We start from the raw sequence: 21255 nt of genomic DNA, 5'->3' as shown, positions 1-21255 counted from the left end.
GGGAGCCGCAGGATCCACATAGGATCGTCCCACTTATAACTGAGGCTCCAACGTGATGTGCGCTGGGCGCTCGGTCACTCGTCCAGCAAGCGCCGGGACCATCCAGATACTGGCACCGCCGGTCTCCGCCTGGGTTTAGGATTGCGTGCATGAGGAACTGGGGCGCTAAACATCCCGTCCTTTTCGCCACCCTGGTCCTGACCCTGACTGGGCTCACGATAATCGCCGTCGACTTCGTTCTGGGACGCCGCCTCGAGGATGCCGTCGCCAGCGCAGTCTTTTGGGTGGCGGTGTTTGGGTTGTCATGGCTTTTCGCCGCAAAGCGGCTGAGGAGCACGGCCGACAGGCTCTCCGAGCGCGGCCAGCTCCTGGCCTATATCCGGTGCCCAAACGACACTTTAGAGCCATCAGGACGCCCAACTTCACTGGCGGTTACAGGGGCAGCTTCTGGGGTACGGAGGATTACCCGTCAGGAGTCGAAGTACGTCTCCCATATGGCGTTCCAGGTCATGACGCTCACCACGCAGAGCGGGGACGTTGAAATAGCTGGCGATCCCGGAACGCTCCAAAAGATCCGCGACGTCGTTATCCCAGCCCCGACCAACGAGTGAAGCCATTGAGGCAAAGCCTTGGGACTGCTTATGTCGCGTGGTCGCGAGGATGAGGGCTCAACGGTTCCCTTCGCCCAATCAGGAACCACAGAATCGAGCCAAGAACTGGCAGCGCAAGAACAATGACGGCCCAAACGACAGTGGCACCAAAGGTGTGATTCCTATTGCGCGCAATGCTCACGAGCGCGGCAAGGAACAGGATTGCGTTGAGAATCAGAAAGAACCCCATGATGCCCCAAGACGGCATCAGTGGTTCAGCCTCCGGCGCGGATAGCTTCAGTATCATCTTTCCCCCAAGACAATCGTGCCGTTATATGAAGGCGTAAACCGGGAAAATGGCCGGAGGGAGCAACCGACTCCCGGGAGTAACTGGTGCTGCCCCTGACTGGGCCGTCAGTGGGTGGGTGTCGTTCGGCGCTACGCCGTCGGCCTGGAAAGCAGTTGTGGGCTTGTCTCCCAACAAATTGCTAGTGATCGTGTCTGACTGCAATGGCATAACGGGTCCCCCTTGGCCTCCAGCCGAAACTCATCCGGCCTTCGTAAGTGAATACTACTTCCTTCTACTTTCCGTTCACCGACCGGACAAACGCCGCCACCAGAACGGCCAGTTCTGTTGTTACGTCTGCCATGTCGGCAATGCTCCCGCGCGTCAGCTGGTCCTGCAGATGCTGGCAGTACGCGCTCAGGCGCAGCGCCCCTACCATTGCCGACGTGACCCTCAGGCTGAGGATCGCGTCCATCGCCTCTTCCACATCGCCATTGGCGAGTTCTTCGAGGATCCGCTCCTGGCGTCGTGGAAGTAGCCCCAAGTAGTCATGGAGGAACCTCTGCGTGGTTATTTCGCCGGCCTGGTGCGCGAGCTCCATCAGCTGCACTGGGTCATAAACGGGAACGGACCGGTCGAACACGAGCCCCACCATCCTTGGTGTGCGGACCCGAAGGAGCTGAGCGCCGGAGACGCTGCAGGTGTCATTTCAGTTTTCCGCCTCTGATCCTGGTGGCCGCGTCGCTGCTGCACGGCCTGAGTCCAGTGTTCCTCCCGTGGCTCAAGAGCCGATCGGCCTTTCCTAAAGGTTGGATCAAGAATCCAAGTTTCCTCGTTATGTTCCCGGATACACCGGCTGCCTGGTCTTACAGCTGTCTGTCCCCGTATCGTTTCCCATCCGTGGCTAGAGCTTGAACCCTGCAAGGAAACAGCTAGCTCCGCCCATATCGAAAGCTCTGCTTATGTGCGCATGCTTGTCATTACAGCAAAGATCGATGGGGGAGATCATGAAAAGGCGCGCAGCAGGACCCGCAACAGCAGGGTTAATGTTTCTGCTGACGGGATGTGCCCAGGGGCCGGGCATTCTGTCCGGTCCCACAGCAGCCGAGGTTCCTTCCCCACCGCCTATTTCCCGCCCGCCGGATCGCTCACCGTCCGGGCAGGGCACCGGGGCGCCGTTGCAGGTCACGACCATCCCACTGGGTAAGAACAGCGGCGTTGAAGCCAGGTTCCCGATCAACGGCTACTTCGCAGCGCCAGGCATGGAGATCACCTTCGATGCCTCGGAGTCTGTTGGCGCGATCAGCACTTATGAGTGGGACTTCGACGGTGACGGCACCTACGATGCGAGCACCACCGAGCCCGTCTTCAAGCACACTTATGCGGACGAGTTCGAAGGAGAGTTGGCTCTGAGGGTCTCGAATCCGATCGGCAGCACCCACGTCCTGAAGATCCCGGTTCACGTCAGTACGAAGCCGTATCGTCAGCAGCTGGCTCCGCCGAAGAACGTCCACGCCGAGGCGCTCACGACGGTCAACGGGATCAGCCAGATCAAGGTGACCTGGGAGTCAGATGATCCGGCTGCTGACTCTTGGGCCATCGCCATCAACGGCATGCCGGTCGGCCGGATCGAAAAGGCAGCGCGCTCCATCACGGTCACCGATATCGAGCGGAAAGAGGACGTGCTCGTGGAGGTCTTCGGAGTCACCGCGGACATGGCCGTTGGACTCCGCGCAGGGACGACACTGCCTGCGGCGAAATAGCCGCTTCATCCCGACCTACCTATCGGAGGCGCGGGCTGAGGTTCGCGGGAACAGCGGCCAGGATAGTAGCCAAAGCATCATCCGGTGTGGTTCCCGGGATGTGCCTCAACGAAGCCTCGAAGATGTGGTCCTCCGTGCAGAGTATTGCCAGCTGAAAGTCGCCGAGGGGTGCTTTCCATGCAGACCAGCCGGGCTGAACCCAGTCAGCATTGATCCTGGTGGCGCCTGGCGCAATCTGACCGTCCTGGCAGTCTCCCTTGAAATGGCGAGGTCGCCCCTGTCCTCGAAAAACATAGAACTGAGGTACGCCACGGGGTTAGATGCGTCACTGGGGACTACCGTGAAAGCGCAGCTGATCGTACCGCGCAAGGCGGTGGTTCCTGACGTGGACTTCACCTGGGGCAAGCCGGGAAACTTTGCGAGGTAGGCCTCACCGTCGTCGCAGAACTTTGCGGACGGCAGCCCGGTGGCCGGTACTTGTTGTGCTGGTCCGGGTTGGGGGCCAGTTGTAGCCGACGCCGGCGAGGGCGCGACCCCGGTGCTCGGCTGATCCCCTGACAGGTCGGTGGGCGTCCCAGCCTTCGGTTGGGGAGGCGTGCACCCAGATAAGGCAAGAGTTGCGAGGGCGGCAATAAGAACCGTGGCAAAGCATTGCTGCATGACGTCCCCCCAGGTCAGCGATGGTTCACAGTAGCAGCCCGTGCTGCTTCAGGGCTCGCAGTCCTCCGTGGAAGTTCAGGTTCCGGTCGGTGAGTTCGATCGGAGCGATCTTTGGGACACTCGCATGGCTGGACACCCGACCCGCGTGGTTTAAGGCACAAAAAAACCCCGGTTTCCCGGGGTTTTCCTTGTGCGCGGAGGGGGACTTGAACCCCCACCCCCTTTCGAGGACTAGCACCTCAAGCTAGCGCGTCTGCCATTCCGCCACCCGCGCAGGTGGTATTTCGGAGGTTCCGATCCGCCTTTCAGCGTTTCGCTTCTCTCCGAAGCAGCGAGAAAAACTCTAACACGACTTTTGCCGAAAGATGGAATCGGGCGGAATGGGTAGGCTGACCCTATGTGTTCCGGCCGCCTAGACCCCGGAAACAAGCGCCTAATGCCATCCGCCAAGCACCAAGGAGTGATCAATGTCTCAGATCCGGCCCGAGGATGAAGTCGTCAGCATCTGCCAGGAGCTCATCCGCATCGACACGTCCAACTATGGGGACGGATCCGGGCCGGGCGAACGCGCGGCGGCGGAGTACACGGCGGCACTGATCTCGGAGGTGGGGCTGGACGTTGAAATCTTCGAATCCGAGCCCGGCCGGGCGAACGTGGTCACACGCCTGGCAGGGGAGGACCCCTCAGCAAGCGCTCTTGTTGTGCACGGGCACCTGGACGTCGTGCCCGCCCTGCGGGACCAATGGACGGTGGACCCCTTCGGCGGCGAAATGATAGACGGGCTGATCTGGGGCCGGGGGGCCGTGGACATGAAGGACATGGACGCCATGATCCTGTCGGTCATGCGGGACTTCGCGCGTACGGGCCGCAAGCCAAAACGGGACCTGATCTTTGCCTTCTTCGCGGATGAGGAGGCCGGCGGCACCTACGGGGCCCGCCACGCCGTCGACAAACGCCCGGAACTCTTCGACGGCGCAACGGAGGCGATATCCGAGGTGGGCGGCTTCTCCGCCACCATCGGCGGTCAGCGAACCTATCTCCTGCAGACGGCGGAAAAGGGACTCTCGTGGCTTCGGCTGGTGGCTCACGGCCGCGCCGGACACGGTTCGCAGATCAACACAGACAACGCCGTAACGCGGCTGGCCAGCGCCGTATCGCGGATCGGTGAATACCGGTGGCCCGTGGAACTGACGCCCACCACCCGGCAGTTCCTCGACGGCGTGACGGAACTGACCGGCGTCGAATTCGATCCCGATGATCCGGACAAGCTCCTCAAGGAGCTGGGAACCGTTGCCCGGTTTGTTGGGGCGACCCTGCAGAACACCACGAACCCCACCCTGCTCAGGGGTGGCTACAAGCACAATGTCATCCCCGAGTCCGCCGAGGCGCTGGTCGACTGCCGCACGCTTCCCGGCCAGGAGGAACAGGTCCTGGAGATCGTCCGCGAACTCGCGGGAACCGGCGTCGAGGTCAGCTACGTGCACAACGACGTCTCACTGGAGGTTCCCTTCGCCGGCAACCTCGTGGACTCGATGATCGATGCCCTGCATTCCGAAGACCCGGGCGCCAAGGTCCTGCCGTACACCCTGTCCGGGGGCACTGACAACAAGTCCCTCAGCCGGCTCGGCATCACCGGCTACGGGTTTGCGCCGCTGCTGCTGCCCGACGAGCTCGATTTCACCGGCATGTTCCACGGCGTGGACGAACGCGTTCCCGTGGACTCGCTGAAGTTCGGCGCCCGTGTGCTCAACAGGCTGCTGACCACCTACTAAGGACAGATATGGACCCGGAACAGCTGCTGCCCGACTCCCTCCTGGAACGCATACGGGGAAGGGCGGCCGGCTACGACGAGAGGAACGAGTTCTTCGACGAAGACCTCGAGGAACTCACCGCAGCCGGTTACCTTAAAGCGTTCGTTCCGGCGTCCGACGGCGGTCAGGGGCTTGGTCTCGAAGGCGTCGCCGGCTGCCAGCGGCGGCTGGCGACGGCGGCTCCCGCCACCGCTCTGGCGGTGAACATGCACCTGGTCTGGACCGGAGTGGCCCGCGTCCTGGCGGACCGCGGGGACACCTCGCTGCATTTTGTGCTGCAGGAAGCGGCCCGCGGGGAGGTCTTTGCCTTCGGGAACTCCGAAGCCGGAAACGACGCCGTCCTCTTTGACTCCCTCACGAACGCCAAGGCCCTGCCCGATGGCGGCTACGAGTTCACGGGCGCCAAGATCTTCACGAGCCTCTCGCCGGCCTGGACCCGGCTGGGGATCTTCGGCAAGGACAGTGCTGCACGCGACGGCGACGGCGAACTCGTTCACGGCTTCATCGAACGCGCGACTCCCGGATACGAAATCCTCGACGACTGGAACACGCTCGGGATGCGCGCCAGCCAGTCCAACACCACCGTGCTGCGCGGCGTCACCGTGCCAGCGGACCGCATATTCCGCAAGCTGTCGGTGGGGCCCAATGCGGATCCGTTGATCTTCGCCATCTTCGCCTGCTTCGAAACACTTCTGGCCGCCGTATACACAGGCATCGGGGAGCGGGCCCTCGTTCTCGGCGTCGAAGCGGCCACGCGCCGGACATCCTATAAAAACGGCGGCCGGAGCTACGCCCAGGACCCTGACATCCGCTGGAAGGTCGCAGAAGCGGCGATGGCCATGGACGCCCTCTACCCCCACCTGGGGCAGGTGGCCAGGGACGTGGACGAGCTGGCCGACCACGGCAGCCAGTGGTTCCCCAAACTCGTGGGGCTCAAGGTGCATGCCACGGAAACGGCCCGAACCGTGGTGGACCTGGCCATTCGCGTCTCCGGCGGCTCAAGCTACTTCCGTGGAACAGAACTGGAACGGCTCTACCGCGATGTCCTCGCGGGCATGTTCCACCCATCCGACGACGAGTCCGCACACAACACGGTGGCCAACGCCTGGCTCGGCCCACTCGAGACGTAGGCGCGGCGCTCGAGACGTATCCTCCTCGACGGTCCTCTGGACCTAAGAGTCCTAGACGGTCCTCTGGACCTGCGTGACGCGCCGCCGCAGCCAGAAGCGGCGGCCCCCGCCAACATAGAGCCGGCTGCGCTCCAGCTCCCACTTGCCGTACTCGGAGTGTTCCACGAGGAGGCGGCGGGCTTCGGGCAGGGAATCGTCAGGACCGACCGTCAGCACGAGGTACTCGTACTGCCTCACATAGTCCCGTTCCCGGAGGACCGAGCCGGTCAGAAAATGTTCCTTCATTGCTCTCCATTTTCGTCCTTTTCCCGCTAACGTGAAGTCATGAGCATCGATCCGCGTGTCGCGCTTCAGTCCCTGACCTCCGCCCTGGAAGAACATCTGGTTGCAGCCTCGACACGAAGGGGCGATGGCGACCCCGCGGTGGAAGCGGCATTCTTCGCCGTTGCTGATGCTTTCGAAGTCTACGAGGACGCGCTGTACGAGGCGTACAACGAAGTCACTCCACTCCAGGTTTTCGACGACGAGGAGGGTGACGAAGACGAAGACCGCGAGGTGGACGACGACGAGGACCTGGAAATCGTCGACGAGTGACATGCGTCGGCTCTGCCCGCCGGCGGGGCTGACGTCCGCGCGCAGGTGGACGCAAACCTAGACCAACGGGCTGGAGACGTCCTCGAGCGCCCGGGCAATTTCCGCCGGCAGCGGCGTCAGCTGTGAATGCAGGATCTCCTTGAGCTGCACCGGCGTCCGCGGCCCCACGACGGCGGTGGCCACACCGTGCTGTGCAAGGAGCCAGCTCAGGGCAACATCGAGCGGAGACCGGCCCAGTCCGCGTGCCGCCATCGCAACTGCCTCGACAACCTGTGCGGCGGACTGTTCCAGATAGGGTTCCACGTACGTGGCAAGGCGGGTTCCGGCGGCGCGCGAGTCGGCTGGAACGTGCCCACGGTACTTACCGGTCAGCACACCCCGGCCCAGGGGAGCCCACGCCATCAGCCCCATTCCCGCATCCTCGACCGCAGGGATGAGTTCCTCTTCGGGCTTGCGCCGCAGCAGCGAGTATTCCGACTGGACGGCCACCAGCGGGAATCCGGCGGTGGCGGCTGCCTTGGCGGTCTGCCAGCTGTTGTAGTTCGCAACCCCGGCGTAACGGGCCCGTCCGCTGCGCACTGCAAGGTCAAGGGCCGAGAGGGTCTCGTCCAGGGGAACGTTGTGATCCCACGCCTGGGCGAACCAGATGTCCACATAGTCGGTCCCGAGGCGGGCCAGGCTGGCGTCAAGGGCGGACAGCATAGCGTTCCGCGATGTGTCGACCTTTTGCCGCTTGTCCGACGCCGACAGGCCGGCTTTCGTGGAGATCACCACTTCCGCGCGGGAGACGACGTCGCCCAGCATTTCCCCCAACATGGCTTCTGCGAGGCCGTCCGCGTATGAGGCGGCCGTGTCCACGAGGGTGCCGCCGCCGTCCACGAACATCCGCAGCAGCTCGGAGGCATCCTGCTCGTCAGTTTCACGGGCCCAAGACATGGTGCCGAGGGAGAGTGCCGAGGCACGGAGCCCACTGTTGCCGACGTAACGCTGCTGCATAGCAGCAAGCTTACGGGGAAACCACCCGTGCCATGACGTAGGGTCTTAGCGTGAACTGGTTTGAAGCGGCCCTGCTGGGTCTTGTGCAGGGACTGACCGAATTCCTCCCGATTTCATCGAGCGCCCACCTGAGGATTGTGGGCTCTTTCCTGCCCAACGCCGCGGACCCCGGGGCGGCGTTCACAGCCATCACGCAGCTTGGCACCGAAACCGCCGTCATCGTCTACTTCTGGCGGGACATCGTCCGGATCGCCAAGGCGTGGTTCGGAGCTCTCGCCGGCCGCGTCTCGAGGCAAGATCCGGACGTCCGGATGGGCTGGCTGGTGATCCTGGGCAGCCTGCCCATCGTTGTTCTGGGGGTGCTGTTCCAGGACCAGATCGAGTCGGTGCTGCGCAGCCTGTGGCTTGTTGCCACCATGCTCATTGTCTTCGGTCTCATCCTGGCCGTGGCGGACGCCGTCGGAAAGCAGGACCGCGACCTGACCCGGCTCACTTACAAGCACGGCATCCTCTACGGATTTGCCCAGGCGATGGCACTGATTCCGGGTGTGTCCCGCTCCGGCGGCACCATCACCGCCGGCCTCCTCATGGGGTACACACGTGAAGCGGCGGCCCGCTATTCGTTCCTGCTGGCCATTCCTGCTGTGTTCGGCAGCGGCCTCTTCCAGCTGTACAAGGTGGTGTCCAAGGAGGGCGTCGGGGGGCCGTACGGCCTCCCCGAGACAGCCCTCGCCACGGCCATCGCGTTCGTTGTGGGTTACGTCATCATCGGCTGGTTCCTGAAGTTCGTTTCCACCCGCAGTTACCGGCTCTTTGTCTGGTACCGCATCTTCCTTGGCCTTGCCCTCTATCTGCTGCTCGGTTTCAATGTCATCAGCGCCTAGCACTAGGCTTGGGCTGTGAAGTCCTGGATATCCCGCCCCGTTCCTGAACTCCCGGGCGCAATGCCCGCCGTGCGCCTGTTCGATACAACAGCCGGCGAAGTCGTTACCCTCGAGGCGGTCGGTGAGCAATCAATGTACGTCTGCGGAATCACCCCGTACGACGCCACCCACATGGGCCATGCCGCCAGCTACGTCGCTTTTGACCTCCTGAACCGCGCCTGGCGGGACGGAGACCAGCGGGTGTCCTACGTCCAGAACGTCACCGACGTGGACGATCCGCTGCTGGAACGCGCAACAGCCACCGGCGTCGACTGGCGCGACCTGGCCGCCAGCCAGATTGAACTCTTCCGGACAGACATGGCAGCACTCAACGTGCTGGCCCCTGACCACTACATTGGCGCCGTCGAAGCCATGCCGTTGATCGTGCCGGCCATCGAGCGGCTGCTCCACCAGGGGCTCGCCTACCGCGTCAACGGCACGCCCGGCGAGCCTGACGGGGACGTCTACTACGACGTGGAAGCCGCCGGGAAACACGCTGTCGACGTCGACGCATGGACGCTCGGCGCCGTGTCCGGCCTGCCCGAACCCGAAATGCTCGAACTGTTCGCCGAGCGGGGCGGGGACCCCGGCCGCGCCGGCAAGCGCCAGGCGCTGGATCCGCTGCTGTGGCGCGTAGCCCGCGACGGGGAGCCCAGCTGGGAAGGCGGCGAACTGGGAGAGGGGCGCCCCGGCTGGCACATTGAATGCACGGTCATTGCGCAGGAATACCTCCCGGCGCCGTTCACTGTGCAGGGCGGCGGCTCCGACCTCATCTTCCCGCACCACGAGATGGGGGCGGGCCACGCCTACTCGCTCTCCGGAGTTCCGCTCGCCAAGCACTTCACCCACGCCGGAATGGTGGGGCTGGACGGCGAGAAGATGAGCAAGTCCAAGGGCAACCTTGTCCTGGTGTCCAGGCTGCGGGCCGCGGGCGAGGAGCCGGCAGCCATCAGGCTGGCCATCCTTGCCCACCACTACCGCTCCGACTGGTCCTGGACTGACGAGGGATTCTCGGAGGCCAAGAAGCGGCTCGAGCGCTGGCGCGCGGCGCTGTCCGCTGCACCGGTCAACTCCGCAGCCGCGCTCCTGGAAGACATGCGGTCAGCCATGGCAAATGACTTGGACGCGCCCGCGGCCTTGGCCGCCGTCGACCGCTGGGCTGACCTGGCGCTGGCCGGCGGCAGCGGAGTGTCCGGAGCAGACCGGACGCTGGTGAGCGACGCCGTCGAGGCGCTGCTCGGCGTCGAACTGTAGGCCCAGCAGCCCAGGTTCCGGCTAAGAACGTTCGATCCGGTCGGCAACGATGGAGAACTCATCCTGCCGCGCCTCGTGCCAGGTGAGCATCACGTGCTTGCCCGGGACGAGCTCAAGAAACTCGTGCCCTCTCGGAACTATGCAGGAGAAATGGGCGAAGCATTCCTGGGCCACGCCCTCAATTTGGATGGACCCCCACCCTTCATCTGAATGCCAGGCCTTCACGGTTCCCTTGCTCAGAAATGCATCCACGTCACCGATAGTAGCCGGATGGCAAGGGACCTACTGCTTGTCCTTGCCTCTGCGCTTCAGGTACCGCTCAAACTCCCTGGCGATGGACTCGCCGCTGGCCTCGGGAAGCTCCGCGGTGTCCTTCGCCTCCTCCAGCTGCCGGACGTAAGCTGCTATTTCCGGGTCTTCGGTTGCCAGCTCGTTGACGCCGCGTTCCCAGGCGTCGGATTCCTCGGCCAGCTCGTGCGTGTCCAGCGGCACCTGCAGCAGCTCCTCGATGCGGTGCAGCAGCGCGAGCTGCGCCTTCGGGGACGGCGCCTGAGCTACGTAGTGCGGAACGGCGGCCCACAGGGACACCGCAGGAATGCCGGCAAGCATGGCAACCTCGGCGAGGACGCCGACGATGCCCACGGGCCCCTCATACTGTGAGGCCTCCAGATTCAACCGTTCACGCAGGGCACTGTCGTCCGTTGACGTGCTCACCGGAATGGGGCGGCTGTGGGGGACATCCGCCAGCAGTGCTCCCACCAGCACGACATAGTCCACATGGAGCGCCTCGGCATGGACCAGGAGTTCGGCGGTATAGGCCCGCCACTTGTAGGACGGCTCGGTTCCCTGGACGAAGATCACATCCACATTCGTCCCCGGAGCACTGGCCTTGTAGATGCGGGTGGACGGCCACTTGATCTTGCGTTCGCCGGAGGCCGTGCGCCTCACAGTGGGCCTCGTGAACTGGAAGTCGTAGTATTCGTCGGCATCAATGGAGGCGACCTTCTTGCCGCCCCACAGCTTGTTCAGATACCGCAAGGCGTCGCTGGCTGCTTCCCCTGCATCATTCCAGCCTTCGAAGGCGGCGAGCATCACGGTAATGCGCTGTCCCTCCGGAACGGGCTGCAGCAGCTGCTCCGGCTCGGCTGCAGGGGTGGCAGCCGGTTCGGTGGTATCTCCGTCGAAGCTATTCATCCCTTCACCCTACGTCCAAGTCCGTTCCCAGTGCAGTCAATGAACCGCCGCACATGTGGTCCGGCCCCCTTATAACGGCCCTGCCGCTGTCGGCAGGGCCAAGATATTCGCCGACGGCGTAGCAGGCAGCTCCGGGAAGGCGCGGCGGAACAGGACCAGTAGACTGGACACCATGCAATCTTCAGCCGCCCAGCCCGTGCTCAAAGCCGTTTTGTGGGATATGGACGGCACCATAGTCGACACCGAACCCTACTGGATTGAGGCCGAGCACGACCTCGTGCACGCGCACGGCGGGACCTGGTCCCACGAACAGGCCATGCGGCTGGTTGGGCAGTCCCTCGTCTATTCAGCGGGCATCCTCCAGCGGGCGGGCGTAAAACTCGAAAGCCGGGAAATCATCGACACGCTCACGGCCCAGGTCATCAGGAGGGTGCGGCAGAACGTCCCGTGGCGTCCCGGGGCGCGTGAACTGCTGGATGAACTTTTCAACGCCGGTGTGCGTTGTGCCCTTGTGACAATGTCAGAAACGCCGCTCGCCCGGGAGATTGTTGCGAGTCTTCCCCGGCCCTACTTCGAGTTCCTCGTTACGGGCGACACCGTCAGCAAGGGCAAGCCTGACCCCGAGGCGTACATCAAGGCGGTCGAACTGCTCCGCCGCGAAGACCCGGAGCTCACCGTGGACCAGTGCGTCGCCCTGGAGGATTCTGCCCCGGGCGTCGCCGCCGCTGTAGCGTCCGGAGCGGTCACCGTCGCCATTCCCCACATCGTGCCGCTTCCCGAGGATCCGCGCCGGGCCATGTGGGACACCCTGGAAGGCCGGGGGGTCGCCGACCTGGAGGAACTGGTCGCGGCCCGCCAAGGGCTGGCCCCGGCCGCAACGACGCTGGACAGCGCCAATTAACGGGGCCCCGCAGGTGTCTGACCCCGCTTCCACCGGCCAGGAGCCCACCGGCCGCAGCCGCCGCGAAGGAATACCGCTGGGCAGAATCGCCGGCGTTCCCGTCATCCTCGCGTATTCCTGGTTCGTCATTGCCGCCTTCACGGTGGCCGTCTACGGTCCGGTACTCCAGTACAACGACCCGTCCCTCGGTGCAGCTGCATATCTTGTGGCTTTCGCTTACGCCCTGCTTTTGCTGGTCTCCGTGCTGGTCCACGAACTGGCCCACGCCCTGACGGCAAAGATGTACGGCTGGCCCAGCGAGAAGATCGTCCTCAATCTTTGGGGCGGCCACACCCAGTTCGAGAGCTTCACCGCCACTCCGGGACGTTCTGTGCTCGTCGCACTTGCAGGTCCTGCATCGAACTTCCTCCTTGCAGGCGCGACCTGGCTGGTTGTCTCTGCCGTGAACCCGACGGGCGTGGCGGACATCCTGACCAACATCTTCCTCTGGGCGAACCTGGTAATCGGCGTATTCAACGTCCTGCCCGGACTGCCGCTCGACGGCGGCCGGCTGGTGGAATCCGCCGTCTGGAAGGCCACCGGCAGCCACGCCAAGGGCACCATCGCCGCCGGCTGGGGCGGGCGTGTCATCGTCATCGCACTAGTCCTCTATTTCGTGGCTCTGCCTCTGCTGCGCGGGGGCAGCCCGGACACGAGCATGCTGCTCATCACAGTGCTGGTGTGCGGATTCCTGTGGATGGGGGCGTCCGCGTCGATCCAGCAGGGCCGTCTTCGCAGCAGGCTGCACCTGGTGAATGCTGCCGCGCTGGCCGAACCAGCCGTCGGCATCCCTGACAGCGCCACAGTGGCCGACATCCTGCAGCTGACCGCGGGCGGCGGGACCGCCGTCGTGCTCTGCGGGCCGGACGGCCGGCCCGGCAGCGTCGTTGACCCGGGGACCCTGGCTACGGTTCCCGCTTCGGCGGCTGCCGCCACCCCTGCCAGCGCGGTAGCCCACGCCCTCGGGGCCGGGGCCTACGTGCCCGAATGGTCCAAGGGCCAGGAGCTCCTCCAGTATCTCTCCCAGCTGGAGGGTCACGACTACGCAGTGATCGACCACAATGGACGGGTGACAGGCCTGCTGCGGCAATCCGCCGTCGTGAGCGCCATTACAGGCAAATGGCCGCGCGAAAACAGGCGGCCGCAGGGCCAGAACCGGTAGAGTTACCTGCCGGTCGTGAAATCGGCAGACAGGTCCCCAGCGTGAGCCTGTCCGAACCGCCATGCAGCACGACGACACAGCTTTACAGGAGCGAGGAACATTCATGAGCAGCGAATCTGCCGCGATCGGAACCAGCACGGACCCTTCCGCCACGGTCCAGGGCACAACGGCCCAGGCCACACGGGACCAGCCGGTCGGCGCTGCACGGCGGCGGGGCCCTTTCCGCGAGGGCGAGCGGGTGCAGCTCACCGATGAACGCGGGCGCATGAACACGATCAGCCTCGAAGCAGGCGGAGCCTTCCACACGCACCGGGGTTTCCTTAACCACGACGACATCATCGGCAAAGTCGACGGTTCCGTGGTGGTCAACAACGTCGGGCAGCAGTACCAGACCCTGCGGCCCCTTCTCTCCGACTTCGTCCTCTCCATGCCCCGCGGCGCTGCGGTCGTCTACCCCAAGGACGCCGCACAGATCGTCACCATGGCCGACATTTTCCCGGGGGCACGGGTGGTGGAGGCCGGCGTGGGCTCCGGCGCCCTGTCCATCTCGCTGCTGCGCGCCGTCGGCGACCAGGGTTACCTGCACTCCTTTGAACGCCGCGAGGAATTTGCCGCCATTGCCCGCGGCAACGTCGAAACCATTTTCGGCGGACCGCACCCGGCGTGGAAGATCTCCCTGGGTGACTTCCAGGATGAAGTGGTCCGCACGGAAGAGCCCGGATCCATCGACCGCGTAGTGCTGGACATGCTGGCGCCCTGGGAATGCCTGGACGCCGTCGCCACAGTCCTGGCACCGGGCGGGGTGTGGATCAACTACGTCGCCACCGTCACGCAGCTCTCACGCACGGCCGAAGCCATCCGCGCTGACGGCCGCTTCACCGAGCCGGACGCCTGGGAGTCCCTCGTCCGGGGCTGGCACCTGGAAGGCCTCGCCGTCCGTCCCGACCACCGGATGGTTGCCCACACCGGCTTCCTGCTCGTCACCCGTCGGCTCGCCGACGGCGTTACCGGCATTTCCGTGAAGCGCCGGCCTTCAAAGACCGACTTCAACGAGGAAGACGTCAACGCCTGGACTCCCGGTGCTGTGGGGGAGCGGCTGGTGTCCGACAAGAAACTGCGGCGTGCCGCCCGGGACGCGATCGCGGGTACCAACGTCAAAGACGATCCGGAGATCACAAACTAGTCCGTATTTCGGATGTCTTCAGCAGTACTCGCCAACTTGGGGCTATGGTCTTAAGAGAAGCGCAGGAAGGGCTGATGCATCATGGAGACGCCGAACAACGACTCTGTACCTACGCCGTCCGAGCAGGCGGCCAATGAGCTGTCTGTTGCAGACCGACAGGTCAATATCCTCCGGGATAAGCTACGGCACATCGACCGTCAGCTGGCAGCTGCCACGCAAAACAACTCCAAGCTCGTGGCGATGCTGGAAACGGCCAAATCCGAAATCCTCCGGCTGAAAAACGCCCTGGACCAGGAGGGCCAGCCGCCGTACAGCTTCGGAACCATCCTCCAGCTGAATCCGCGGCGGCAACCCACTGCCGGCAGCAGCGGGCAGGCTGCCACCGAGGAATCGGTGGACATCTTCAACGCCGGACGGAAGATGAGGGTGGGCATCAGTCCGCTCGTCAACATGAACCAGCTTGCGGTTGGCCAGGAGGTGCTCCTCAACGAGGCGCTCTTGGTCGTGGCAGGCCTGGGCTACGAACGCGCCGGCGAGCTGGTCACCCTCAAGGAAATGCTCGGCCCTGACCGCGCCCTGGTCCTCGGTCGCGCAGACGAGGAACGCGTGATCCGGCTGGCAGGTCCGCTGTTGACGGAAAAGCTCCGTGTCGGCGACGCCCTGTCCATCGATTCCCGGACCGGCTATGCCCTCGAAAAAGTCCCCCGGTCCGAGGTGGAAAACCTCGTGCTTGAGGAAGTGCCGGACATCACCTACGAGGACATCGGCGGCCTTGGCCCGCAAATCGAACAGATCCGGGACGCCATCGAACTGCCGTTCCTGCACCCGGACCTGTACCGCGAACACGGCCTTAAGGCACCCAAGGGCATTCTGCTCTATGGCCCCCCCGGCTGCGGCAAGACGCTGATCGCCAAGGCGGTGGCCAACTCGCTGGCGGCCCGCGCCGCCGAGCGCTCGGGCAACATCGACCAGAAGAGCTACTTCCTCAACATCAAGGGGCCAGAGCTTCTCGACAAGTACGTCGGGGAAACCGAGCGCCACATCCGTCTGATTTTCTCCCGGGCACGGGAGAAGGCCTCGGACGGCAGCCCCGTCGTCGTGTTCTTCGACGAGATGGATTCCCTGTTCCGTACCCGCGGCACCGGCATCTCCTCCGACGTCGAAACAACCATCGTGCCGCAGCTGCTCAGCGAGATCGACGGCGTGGAGCGCCTGGACAACGTGATCGTCATCGGCGCCTCGAACCGCGAGGACATGATCGATCCCGCCATCCTGCGCCCGGGACGCCTCGACGTGAAGGTCAAGATCCAGCGGCCCGACGCCGAAGCGGCGGCAGACATTTTCAAGAAGTACATCACCACCGATCTGCCGTTCCACGAGGACGACCTCGCCGAGCACGACGGCGACGTTCAGGAGACGGTTGACGCGATGATCCAGCGCACTGTCGAGGCCATGTATTCCACGGAAAAATCCAATGAATACCTCGAAGTCACATACGCGAACGGCGACACGGAAATGCTCTACTTCAAGGACTTCAACTCCGGAGCGGTGGTGCAGAACGTCGTCGACCGCGCCAAGAAGTACGCGATCAAGGACCTGCTGACCACGCAGCAGAAGGGGCTGCGCATCGACCACCTGCTGCGGGCGGTCGTCGAAGAATTCCGCGAGCACGAGGACATGCCGAACACCACCAACCCCGATGACTGGGCACGCATCTCGGGTAAGAAGGGTGAGCGCATCACCTACATCCGCACGATCGTCCAGGGCAAGGCGGGGCAGGAGCCAGGCAAGTCCATTGAGACCATGCCCAACACGGGCCAGTACCTGTGACGGGCGGCTCCGAGGCGACTCCCGGGGGAGCACTGCCCCAGGGAGGCGCCATGCGCGTTATGGGGTCCGAAACCGAGTATGGCATCCATGCTCCCTCGGCCCCGGGGGCCAACGCCACCATGATGTCCGCGCGGGTGGTGCAGGCATACGCCCAGGTCACCCGGCTGCGCGCAGCGGGAGGCGCCGAAACCCGGTGGGACTATACAGACGAGGAACCGCTGCACGATGCCCGTGGCTGGACGCTGGAACGCGGGCAGGCCCACCCGAGCCAGCTGACCGACCAGCCTCCCGTGCTGGATGCCGAGGCGGTGGCGCTGGCGTACGGACGGGAAGAGCTGGAATTGGACGGCGAGGATGAGTCAGGCTCGCTCCTGATGAACATGGTCCTCGGCAACGGGGCCAGGTTATACGTGGACCACGCCCACCCGGAGTACTCCAGCCCGGAAGTAACCAATCCGGCCGACGCCGTGGCGTGGGACGCTGCCGGCGACCTCGTGGCGCTGGCGGCTGTCCGGCGGCTGGCCGCCGACCCCGACCTTCCCCCGGTCAACCTGTACAAGAACAACACGGACAACAAAGCCGTCTCCTACGGCTCCCACGAGAACTACCTCATGCCGCGTTCGGTTCCCTTCAACGACATCGTCAGGGGGCTGACGCCGTTCTTCGTGACGCGCCAGATCATCTGCGGGTCCGGCCGCGTGGGGATCGGGCAGGACAGTTCACGCCCGGGCTACCAGATCAGCCAGCGTGCGGACTTCTTCGAGGCGGAAGTGGGCCTGGAAACGACCATCCGCCGGCCCATCATCAACACCCGCGACGAGCCGCACGCGACGGCCGACAAGTACCGCCGGCTGCACGTGATCATCGGCGATGCCAACCTCAGCCAGGCGTCCAACTACCTCAAGTTCGGGACCACCGCCATGGTGCTGAGCCTCATCGAGGCCGGACTGGCGCCCCGGATTGAGGTTCACGAACCCATTGCGGCGCTGCAAACGATCAGCCACGATACTTCGCTTACCGCGACAATCAGGCTGGTGGACGGCCGCCGCGTCACTGCACTGGACCTCCAGTGGATCTATCACGAGGCCGCCGCAAAGCTCGCCCAGGACACCGGGGTGGCAGATGCGGTGGACGGTGACGGCCACACCCACGCCGTGCTGGACCGATGGGCAACCACCCTGAGCCAGCTGGACAGCGACCGCGCCGCCGCGGCCTCCTCGGTCGAGTGGCTCGCCAAGCTGTCCATCCTCGAGGGATACCGGCAGCGGGACGGTCTCCAGTGGGGCGATGCCCGCCTGGGCCTGGTGGATCTGCAGTGGGCAGACATCAGGCCGGAAAAGGGACTGTACTACCGCTTGCTGTCCCGGGATCGCATGCAGCGCATCGTCGACGACGCCGACATCGCCGCCGCGGTGACCGAACCGCCGTCGGACACGCGGGCATACTTCCGCGGACGCTGCGTGAGCAGCTTCAGCAAGGACGTTGTGGGGGCCAGCTGGGATTCTGTCATCTTCGATGTTCCCGGCTATGGAAGGCTCCAGCGTGTTCCGACCCGGGAGCCGCTGCGGGGCACGAAAGCACTGACCGGTGCCCTCTTTGCGCGGCACCGCGACGCTGGTTCCTTCCTTGCGGAACTGCTCGGATCGACACCGGCTCCGCCCCCGGCATAAAGACCCCCGAAGTGCCGCTTTGCGTGGCAATATGGGCATACAGGATGTCCCATCGAAGACGGCGGGACCTGAAGAAGGAGATGAACATGGCAGGGCAGGAGCAACAGCAGCCGCAGCCACGCGACACCGAGGTTGAGGAAGAAGTCCCCGCGCCGCCCGAACCGGCAGAGGGACAGGCATCTGCATCTACGCAGGGTGTCGATGACCTCCTGGACGAGATCGACGGCGTTTTGGAATCCAACGCCGAAGAGTTTGTCAGGGCGTTCGTGCAAAAGGGCGGACAGTAACCCGGCAGCCGCCACACCCCGCACCGGGCACGGAAGCCTGAGGTACCGGACCGCCGCTGAATTTCACGTTGAAGGAGTGCACCAGTGCAGGAGACAACAGCCAACAAGGTAGCTGCCAACGCGACCTCATCGTTCACTGAGCATCTCCAACGCGATCGTCCGGAATTGCTTCCTTTCAACAGGCAGCTCGCAGGCAGTGGTCCAGCCGGCCAGCCCCTGCAGGTGCCGCACGCCACCACCATCGTGGCCATGACACACGCCGGCGGCGTCGTGATGGCCGGTGACCGCCGGGCCACGATGGGCAACATCATCGCCAGCCGCCATATCGAGAAGGTCTTTCCGGCGGACCAGTACTCGGTTCTCGGCATCGCCGGGACAGCCGGAATCGCTATCGATCTGACGCGGCTGTTCCAGGTTGAACTCGAACACTACGAAAAAATTGAAGGGACGCTGCTGAGCCTGGACGGCAAGGCCAACAGGCTTGGCGCAATGATCCGCGGAAACCTGCCCATGGCCATGCAGGGTCTCGCCGTCGTTCCCCTGTTCGCGGGGTTTGATACTGCGGCCGGAATGGGCAGGCTGTTCTCCTATGATGTGACCGGCGGCCGGTACGAGGAGCAGGAGCATCACGCGGTGGGTTCCGGGTCCATGTTCGCCCGCGGCGCGCTGAAAAAGCTCTGGCGGCCCAACCTGACCGAAGAAGAGGCAATCGCCGTGGCCGTCGAGTCCCTCTATGACGCGGCCGACGACGACTCCGCCACAGGCGGCCCAGATCCCGTCCGGCAGCTGTGGCCGGTGGTCTACACCGTCAACCGCGCGGGCGCCCGGCGCGTCGCTGAGCGGGAACTCGCGGACATCGCCGGCACCATCATCGAGTCCAGGGCTGCTGCCCGGCGGGAGGCCTGACATGACCCAGCAGTTTTATGTTTCCCCCGAGCAGCTGATGAAGGACCGTGCGGACTTCGCACGGAAAGGCATTGCCAGGGGACGTTCTGTGGTGGTGGTGAGCTGCGAGGACGGCATTGCCCTCGTGGCGGAAAACCCGTCACCGTCCCTGCACAAAATCGGTGAGATCTACGACAAAATCGCCTTCGCCGCCGTCGGCAAATACAACGAGTTTGAGAGCCTCCGCCAGGCCGGGGTGCGTTACGCGGATGTCCGCGGGTACTCCTATGACCGCGAGGATGTCACCGCCCGGGGGCTGGCAAGCGTCTACGCGCAGAGCCTGGGCGCGGTTTTCACCGCGGAGCAGAAGCCCTTTGAGGTGGAGCTGGCCGTGGCCGAGGTGGGCGCCTCCCAGGACCGGGACCACCTGTACCGCCTCACGTTTGACGGCTCCATCGCGGATGAACACGGCTTCATCGTGATGGGCGGGCAGGCCGACAAAGTCTCCGGAGCGGTGGAGACGGGGTGGCAGCGCGACCTGTCCTTTGCCGGAGCCATCCGGCTCGCCGTCAAAGGTCTCGCAACGGACAATGAGACGCCCGACCTTCCTGCGAAAGCCCTCGAAGTTGCGGTGCTGGACCGGGTGTCGGAAAGCAGCAGGGGCACTCGGCGCGCTTTCCGACGGCTGACGGACGCCGATGTCATGGACCTTCTGGCAGAGGAGAGCTGAGATGGATAAGAGAATATTCGGCATCGAGACCGAGTTCGGCATTTCATATTCGAGTCCGGACTCGCGCCCGCTGGCACCCGAGGAAGTGGCACGGTACCTCTTCCGCAAGGTTGTCAGCTGGGGCCGGTCGTCCAACGTGTTCCTGACCAACGGTTCACGCCTCTATCTGGACGTAGGCTCACATCCGGAGTACGCCACAGCCGAATGCGACGACCTCGCGCAGCTGATCGCCCACGACCGCGCCGGCGAACTTATCCTGGACGACCTCGTGGACGAGGCCCAGTCCCGGCTCGCGGCCGAAGGCTTCAACGGAACGGTGTACCTGTTCAAGAACAACACCGATTCCGCCGGCAACTCGTACGGCAGCCATGAAAACTACCTGATTCCCCGGCGCGGCGAATTCACCAGGCTCGCGGAAATCCTCATCCCGTTCCTGGTAACCCGCCAGCTCATTGCCGGTGCCGGCAAGATCCTCAAGACACCGCACGGCGCAACCTACGCCTTCTCCCAGCGCGCGGACCACATCTGGGAAGGCGTCTCGTCGGCCACCACCCGGTCACGCCCCATCATCAACACGCGCGACGAACCGCATGCCGACGCCGAGTTCTACCGCAGGCTCCACGTCATCGTCGGGGATTCGAACATGTCCGAAACCACAGCCCTGCTCAAGGTCGGCACGGTGGACCTGATCCTGCGGATGATCGAGGCCGGTGTCATCATGCGGGACATGCGCATGGAGAACCCGATCCGAAGCATCCGCGAGATTTCACATGACCTGAGCGGTCGTGCCCTGGTCCGGCTCGCCAACGGACGCCAGCTGACAGCGCTGGAAATCCAGCAGGAGTACCTGAACAAGGTCACGGCCTTCGTACAGGAGAACGGTGCGCACAATCCGCACGTCCCGTTGATCCTGGATCTGTGGGGGAGGACCCTGAGAGCCATTGAAAGCGGTGACACGAGCACCATCGACACCGAGATCGACTGGGCCATCAAGAAGAAGCTCATGGACGGCTACCGGAACCGGCACGGCCTGGGGCTTGACGCCCCCCGCATTGCCCAGCTGGACCTGACCTACCATGACATTTCCCGCAGCCGTGGCCTCTTCTATCTCCTCCAGTCGCGCGGGGCCGTCCGCCGCGTCACCGAGGAGACGTCCGTCAAGGATGCCGTGGATGCGCCGCCACAGACCACCCGGGCGAAACTGCGCGGTGACTTTGTCCGGCGCGCGCAGGAACTGGGACGGGACTACACCGTGGACTGGGTCCATTTGAAGCTCAATGACCGCGCGCACCAGACCATCCTGTGCAAGGACCCCTTCCGCAGCGTCGACGAGCGCGTGGATGCGCTTCTTGAGTCTATGGGCTGAT

The 21255-nt window shown here is 64.3% G+C and carries 22 protein-coding genes and 1 tRNA gene; 16 read left to right on the top strand and 7 right to left on the bottom strand.

Going from position 1 to position 21255, the window contains the following annotated elements; all coding sequences use genetic code 11:
* Nucleotides 1-149 precede the first annotated feature (149 nt).
* On the top strand, nt 150-611 hold the full coding sequence (locus AC5RUM_RS19170) for a hypothetical protein (protein ID WP_494036434.1): 462 nt from the start codon (nt 150-152) through the stop codon (nt 609-611).
* A 28-nt stretch (nt 612-639) separates the two neighbouring features.
* Here the strand turns inward: AC5RUM_RS19170 and AC5RUM_RS19165 are convergent, their stop codons facing one another.
* Complete coding sequence (locus AC5RUM_RS19165; RefSeq protein WP_494036489.1) at nt 640-840, bottom strand: PLD nuclease N-terminal domain-containing protein; 201 nt, start codon at nt 838-840, stop codon at nt 640-642.
* Between the two features lie 331 nt (nt 841-1171).
* A complete protein-coding gene (locus AC5RUM_RS19160) occupies nt 1172-1519 on the bottom strand; it encodes an Hpt domain-containing protein (RefSeq protein WP_494036433.1) in 348 nt (115 codons plus the stop codon).
* Between the two features lie 535 nt (nt 1520-2054).
* On the opposite strand from AC5RUM_RS19160, the gene AC5RUM_RS19155 reads away from it, so the two are divergent.
* The gene (locus AC5RUM_RS19155; protein ID WP_494036432.1) at nt 2055-2639 is read left to right on the top strand and encodes a PKD domain-containing protein; all 585 of its coding nucleotides are present in this window, start codon (nt 2055-2057) and stop codon (nt 2637-2639) included.
* Between the two features lie 851 nt (nt 2640-3490).
* Here the strand turns inward: AC5RUM_RS19155 and AC5RUM_RS19150 are convergent.
* Nucleotides 3491-3573, bottom strand: a tRNA-Leu gene (locus AC5RUM_RS19150).
* Nucleotides 3574-3766: 193 nt separating this feature from the next.
* Between AC5RUM_RS19150 and AC5RUM_RS19145 the strand changes: the two genes are divergently transcribed.
* Entirely contained in the window at nt 3767-5071 is a 1305-nt protein-coding gene (locus tag AC5RUM_RS19145) for a M20/M25/M40 family metallo-hydrolase (protein ID WP_494036431.1), read from the top strand.
* A gap of 8 nt (nt 5072-5079) precedes the next feature.
* Nucleotides 5080-6240, top strand: a complete 1161-nt coding sequence (locus AC5RUM_RS19140; protein WP_494036430.1) for an acyl-CoA dehydrogenase family protein — start codon at nt 5080-5082, stop codon at nt 6238-6240.
* A 51-nt stretch (nt 6241-6291) separates the two neighbouring features.
* Here AC5RUM_RS19140 and AC5RUM_RS19135 read toward each other — a convergent pair whose 3' ends face one another.
* Nucleotides 6292-6525: a DUF5703 family protein gene (locus tag AC5RUM_RS19135; protein ID WP_400576333.1), complete on the bottom strand. Its 234-nt coding sequence runs from the start codon at nt 6523-6525 to the stop codon at nt 6292-6294.
* Nucleotides 6526-6564: 39 nt separating this feature from the next.
* Between AC5RUM_RS19135 and AC5RUM_RS19130 the strand changes: the two genes are divergently transcribed.
* Nucleotides 6565-6834, top strand: coding sequence for a hypothetical protein (locus AC5RUM_RS19130; RefSeq protein WP_400576331.1), 270 nt, complete (start codon nt 6565-6567; stop codon nt 6832-6834).
* Nucleotides 6835-6891: 57 nt separating this feature from the next.
* Here the strand turns inward: AC5RUM_RS19130 and AC5RUM_RS19125 are convergent, their stop codons facing one another.
* Nucleotides 6892-7830 (bottom strand): aldo/keto reductase, encoded by a 939-nt coding sequence (locus AC5RUM_RS19125; RefSeq protein ID WP_400576328.1) that lies wholly within the window; start codon nt 7828-7830, stop codon nt 6892-6894.
* A 50-nt stretch (nt 7831-7880) separates the two neighbouring features.
* On the opposite strand from AC5RUM_RS19125, the gene AC5RUM_RS19120 reads away from it, so the two are divergent.
* Together AC5RUM_RS19120 and mshC are read left to right on the top strand one after the other, a co-directional pair.
* A complete protein-coding gene (locus AC5RUM_RS19120; RefSeq protein ID WP_400576325.1) occupies nt 7881-8714 on the top strand; it encodes an undecaprenyl-diphosphate phosphatase in 834 nt (277 codons plus the stop codon).
* A 15-nt stretch (nt 8715-8729) separates the two neighbouring features.
* Nucleotides 8730-10007, top strand: a complete 1278-nt coding sequence (mshC, locus tag AC5RUM_RS19115) for a cysteine--1-D-myo-inosityl 2-amino-2-deoxy-alpha-D-glucopyranoside ligase (RefSeq protein WP_494036429.1) — start codon at nt 8730-8732, stop codon at nt 10005-10007.
* A 21-nt stretch (nt 10008-10028) separates the two neighbouring features.
* Here the strand turns inward: mshC and AC5RUM_RS19110 are convergent, their stop codons facing one another.
* Both AC5RUM_RS19110 and AC5RUM_RS19105 read right to left on the bottom strand, forming a co-directional pair.
* Nucleotides 10029-10259 carry a cold-shock protein gene (locus tag AC5RUM_RS19110; RefSeq protein WP_494036428.1) on the bottom strand — a complete coding sequence of 77 codons (231 nt, stop codon included), beginning with the start codon at nt 10257-10259 and terminating at the stop codon, nt 10029-10031.
* Between the two features lie 30 nt (nt 10260-10289).
* Nucleotides 10290-11201 carry a PAC2 family protein gene (locus tag AC5RUM_RS19105; protein ID WP_400576322.1) on the bottom strand — a complete coding sequence of 304 codons (912 nt, stop codon included), beginning with the start codon at nt 11199-11201 and terminating at the stop codon, nt 10290-10292.
* A gap of 172 nt (nt 11202-11373) precedes the next feature.
* Between AC5RUM_RS19105 and AC5RUM_RS19100 the strand changes: the two genes are divergently transcribed.
* From AC5RUM_RS19100 to pafA, 9 genes are all read left to right on the top strand, one after another.
* Nucleotides 11374-12102 (top strand): HAD family hydrolase, encoded by a 729-nt coding sequence (locus AC5RUM_RS19100; protein ID WP_494036427.1) that lies wholly within the window; start codon nt 11374-11376, stop codon nt 12100-12102.
* Between the two features lie 13 nt (nt 12103-12115).
* Nucleotides 12116-13303 carry a site-2 protease family protein gene (locus AC5RUM_RS19095; protein ID WP_494036426.1) on the top strand — a complete coding sequence of 396 codons (1188 nt, stop codon included), beginning with the start codon at nt 12116-12118 and terminating at the stop codon, nt 13301-13303.
* 103 nt (nt 13304-13406) lie between these two features.
* Complete coding sequence (locus AC5RUM_RS19090) at nt 13407-14486, top strand: tRNA (adenine-N1)-methyltransferase (protein ID WP_494036425.1); 1080 nt, start codon at nt 13407-13409, stop codon at nt 14484-14486.
* 81 nt (nt 14487-14567) lie between these two features.
* Nucleotides 14568-16316 carry a proteasome ATPase gene (gene arc, locus AC5RUM_RS19085; protein WP_494036424.1) on the top strand — a complete coding sequence of 583 codons (1749 nt, stop codon included), beginning with the start codon at nt 14568-14570 and terminating at the stop codon, nt 16314-16316.
* A 50-nt stretch (nt 16317-16366) separates the two neighbouring features.
* Nucleotides 16367-17986, top strand: a complete 1620-nt coding sequence (gene dop / locus AC5RUM_RS19080; protein ID WP_494036423.1) for a depupylase/deamidase Dop — start codon at nt 16367-16369, stop codon at nt 17984-17986.
* 86 nt (nt 17987-18072) lie between these two features.
* Nucleotides 18073-18273, top strand: coding sequence for a ubiquitin-like protein Pup (locus AC5RUM_RS19075; RefSeq protein WP_043418809.1), 201 nt, complete (start codon nt 18073-18075; stop codon nt 18271-18273).
* Between the two features lie 84 nt (nt 18274-18357).
* Nucleotides 18358-19179 carry a proteasome subunit beta gene (gene prcB / locus AC5RUM_RS19070; protein WP_494036422.1) on the top strand — a complete coding sequence of 274 codons (822 nt, stop codon included), beginning with the start codon at nt 18358-18360 and terminating at the stop codon, nt 19177-19179.
* Nucleotide 19180: 1 nt separating this feature from the next.
* Entirely contained in the window at nt 19181-19888 is a 708-nt protein-coding gene (gene prcA / locus AC5RUM_RS19065) for a proteasome subunit alpha (RefSeq protein WP_400576307.1), read from the top strand.
* Nucleotide 19889: 1 nt separating this feature from the next.
* Nucleotides 19890-21254, top strand: coding sequence for a Pup--protein ligase (gene pafA, locus AC5RUM_RS19060; protein WP_494036421.1), 1365 nt, complete (start codon nt 19890-19892; stop codon nt 21252-21254).
* Nucleotide 21255 lies beyond the last annotated feature (1 nt).

The sequence above is a fragment of the Arthrobacter sp. B2060 genome (genome assembly GCF_059090445.1).
The sequence above is the reverse complement of the archived record's forward strand: the minus strand, read 5'-3'. Positions and strand labels throughout refer to the sequence as shown.

Bases quoted from the DNA above. Each gene is read 5' to 3' on its own strand.
- dop (WP_494036423.1), top strand. From the start codon at position 16,367: ATGCGCGTTATGGGGTCCGAAACCGAGTATGGCATCCATGCTCCCTCG.
- AC5RUM_RS19100 (WP_494036427.1), top strand. From the start codon at position 11,374: ATGCAATCTTCAGCCGCCCAGCCCGTGCTCAAAGCCGTTTTGTGGGAT.
- AC5RUM_RS19135 (WP_400576333.1), bottom strand. From the start codon at position 6,525: ATGAAGGAACATTTTCTGACCGGCTCGGTCCTCCGGGAACGGGACTAT.
- AC5RUM_RS19105 (WP_400576322.1), bottom strand. From the start codon at position 11,201: ATGAATAGCTTCGACGGAGATACCACCGAACCGGCTGCCACCCCTGCA.
- prcA (WP_400576307.1), top strand. From the start codon at position 19,181: ATGACCCAGCAGTTTTATGTTTCCCCCGAGCAGCTGATGAAGGACCGT.
- arc (WP_494036424.1), top strand. From the start codon at position 14,568: ATGGAGACGCCGAACAACGACTCTGTACCTACGCCGTCCGAGCAGGCG.
- AC5RUM_RS19145 (WP_494036431.1), top strand. From the start codon at position 3,767: ATGTCTCAGATCCGGCCCGAGGATGAAGTCGTCAGCATCTGCCAGGAG.
- AC5RUM_RS19125 (WP_400576328.1), bottom strand. From the start codon at position 7,830: ATGCAGCAGCGTTACGTCGGCAACAGTGGGCTCCGTGCCTCGGCACTC.
- pafA (WP_494036421.1), top strand. From the start codon at position 19,890: ATGGATAAGAGAATATTCGGCATCGAGACCGAGTTCGGCATTTCATAT.
- AC5RUM_RS19140 (WP_494036430.1), top strand. From the start codon at position 5,080: ATGGACCCGGAACAGCTGCTGCCCGACTCCCTCCTGGAACGCATACGG.
- AC5RUM_RS19090 (WP_494036425.1), top strand. From the start codon at position 13,407: ATGAGCAGCGAATCTGCCGCGATCGGAACCAGCACGGACCCTTCCGCC.
- AC5RUM_RS19130 (WP_400576331.1), top strand. From the start codon at position 6,565: ATGAGCATCGATCCGCGTGTCGCGCTTCAGTCCCTGACCTCCGCCCTG.
- AC5RUM_RS19165 (WP_494036489.1), bottom strand. From the start codon at position 840: ATGGGGTTCTTTCTGATTCTCAACGCAATCCTGTTCCTTGCCGCGCTC.
- AC5RUM_RS19075 (WP_043418809.1), top strand. From the start codon at position 18,073: ATGGCAGGGCAGGAGCAACAGCAGCCGCAGCCACGCGACACCGAGGTT.
- AC5RUM_RS19170 (WP_494036434.1), top strand. From the start codon at position 150: ATGAGGAACTGGGGCGCTAAACATCCCGTCCTTTTCGCCACCCTGGTC.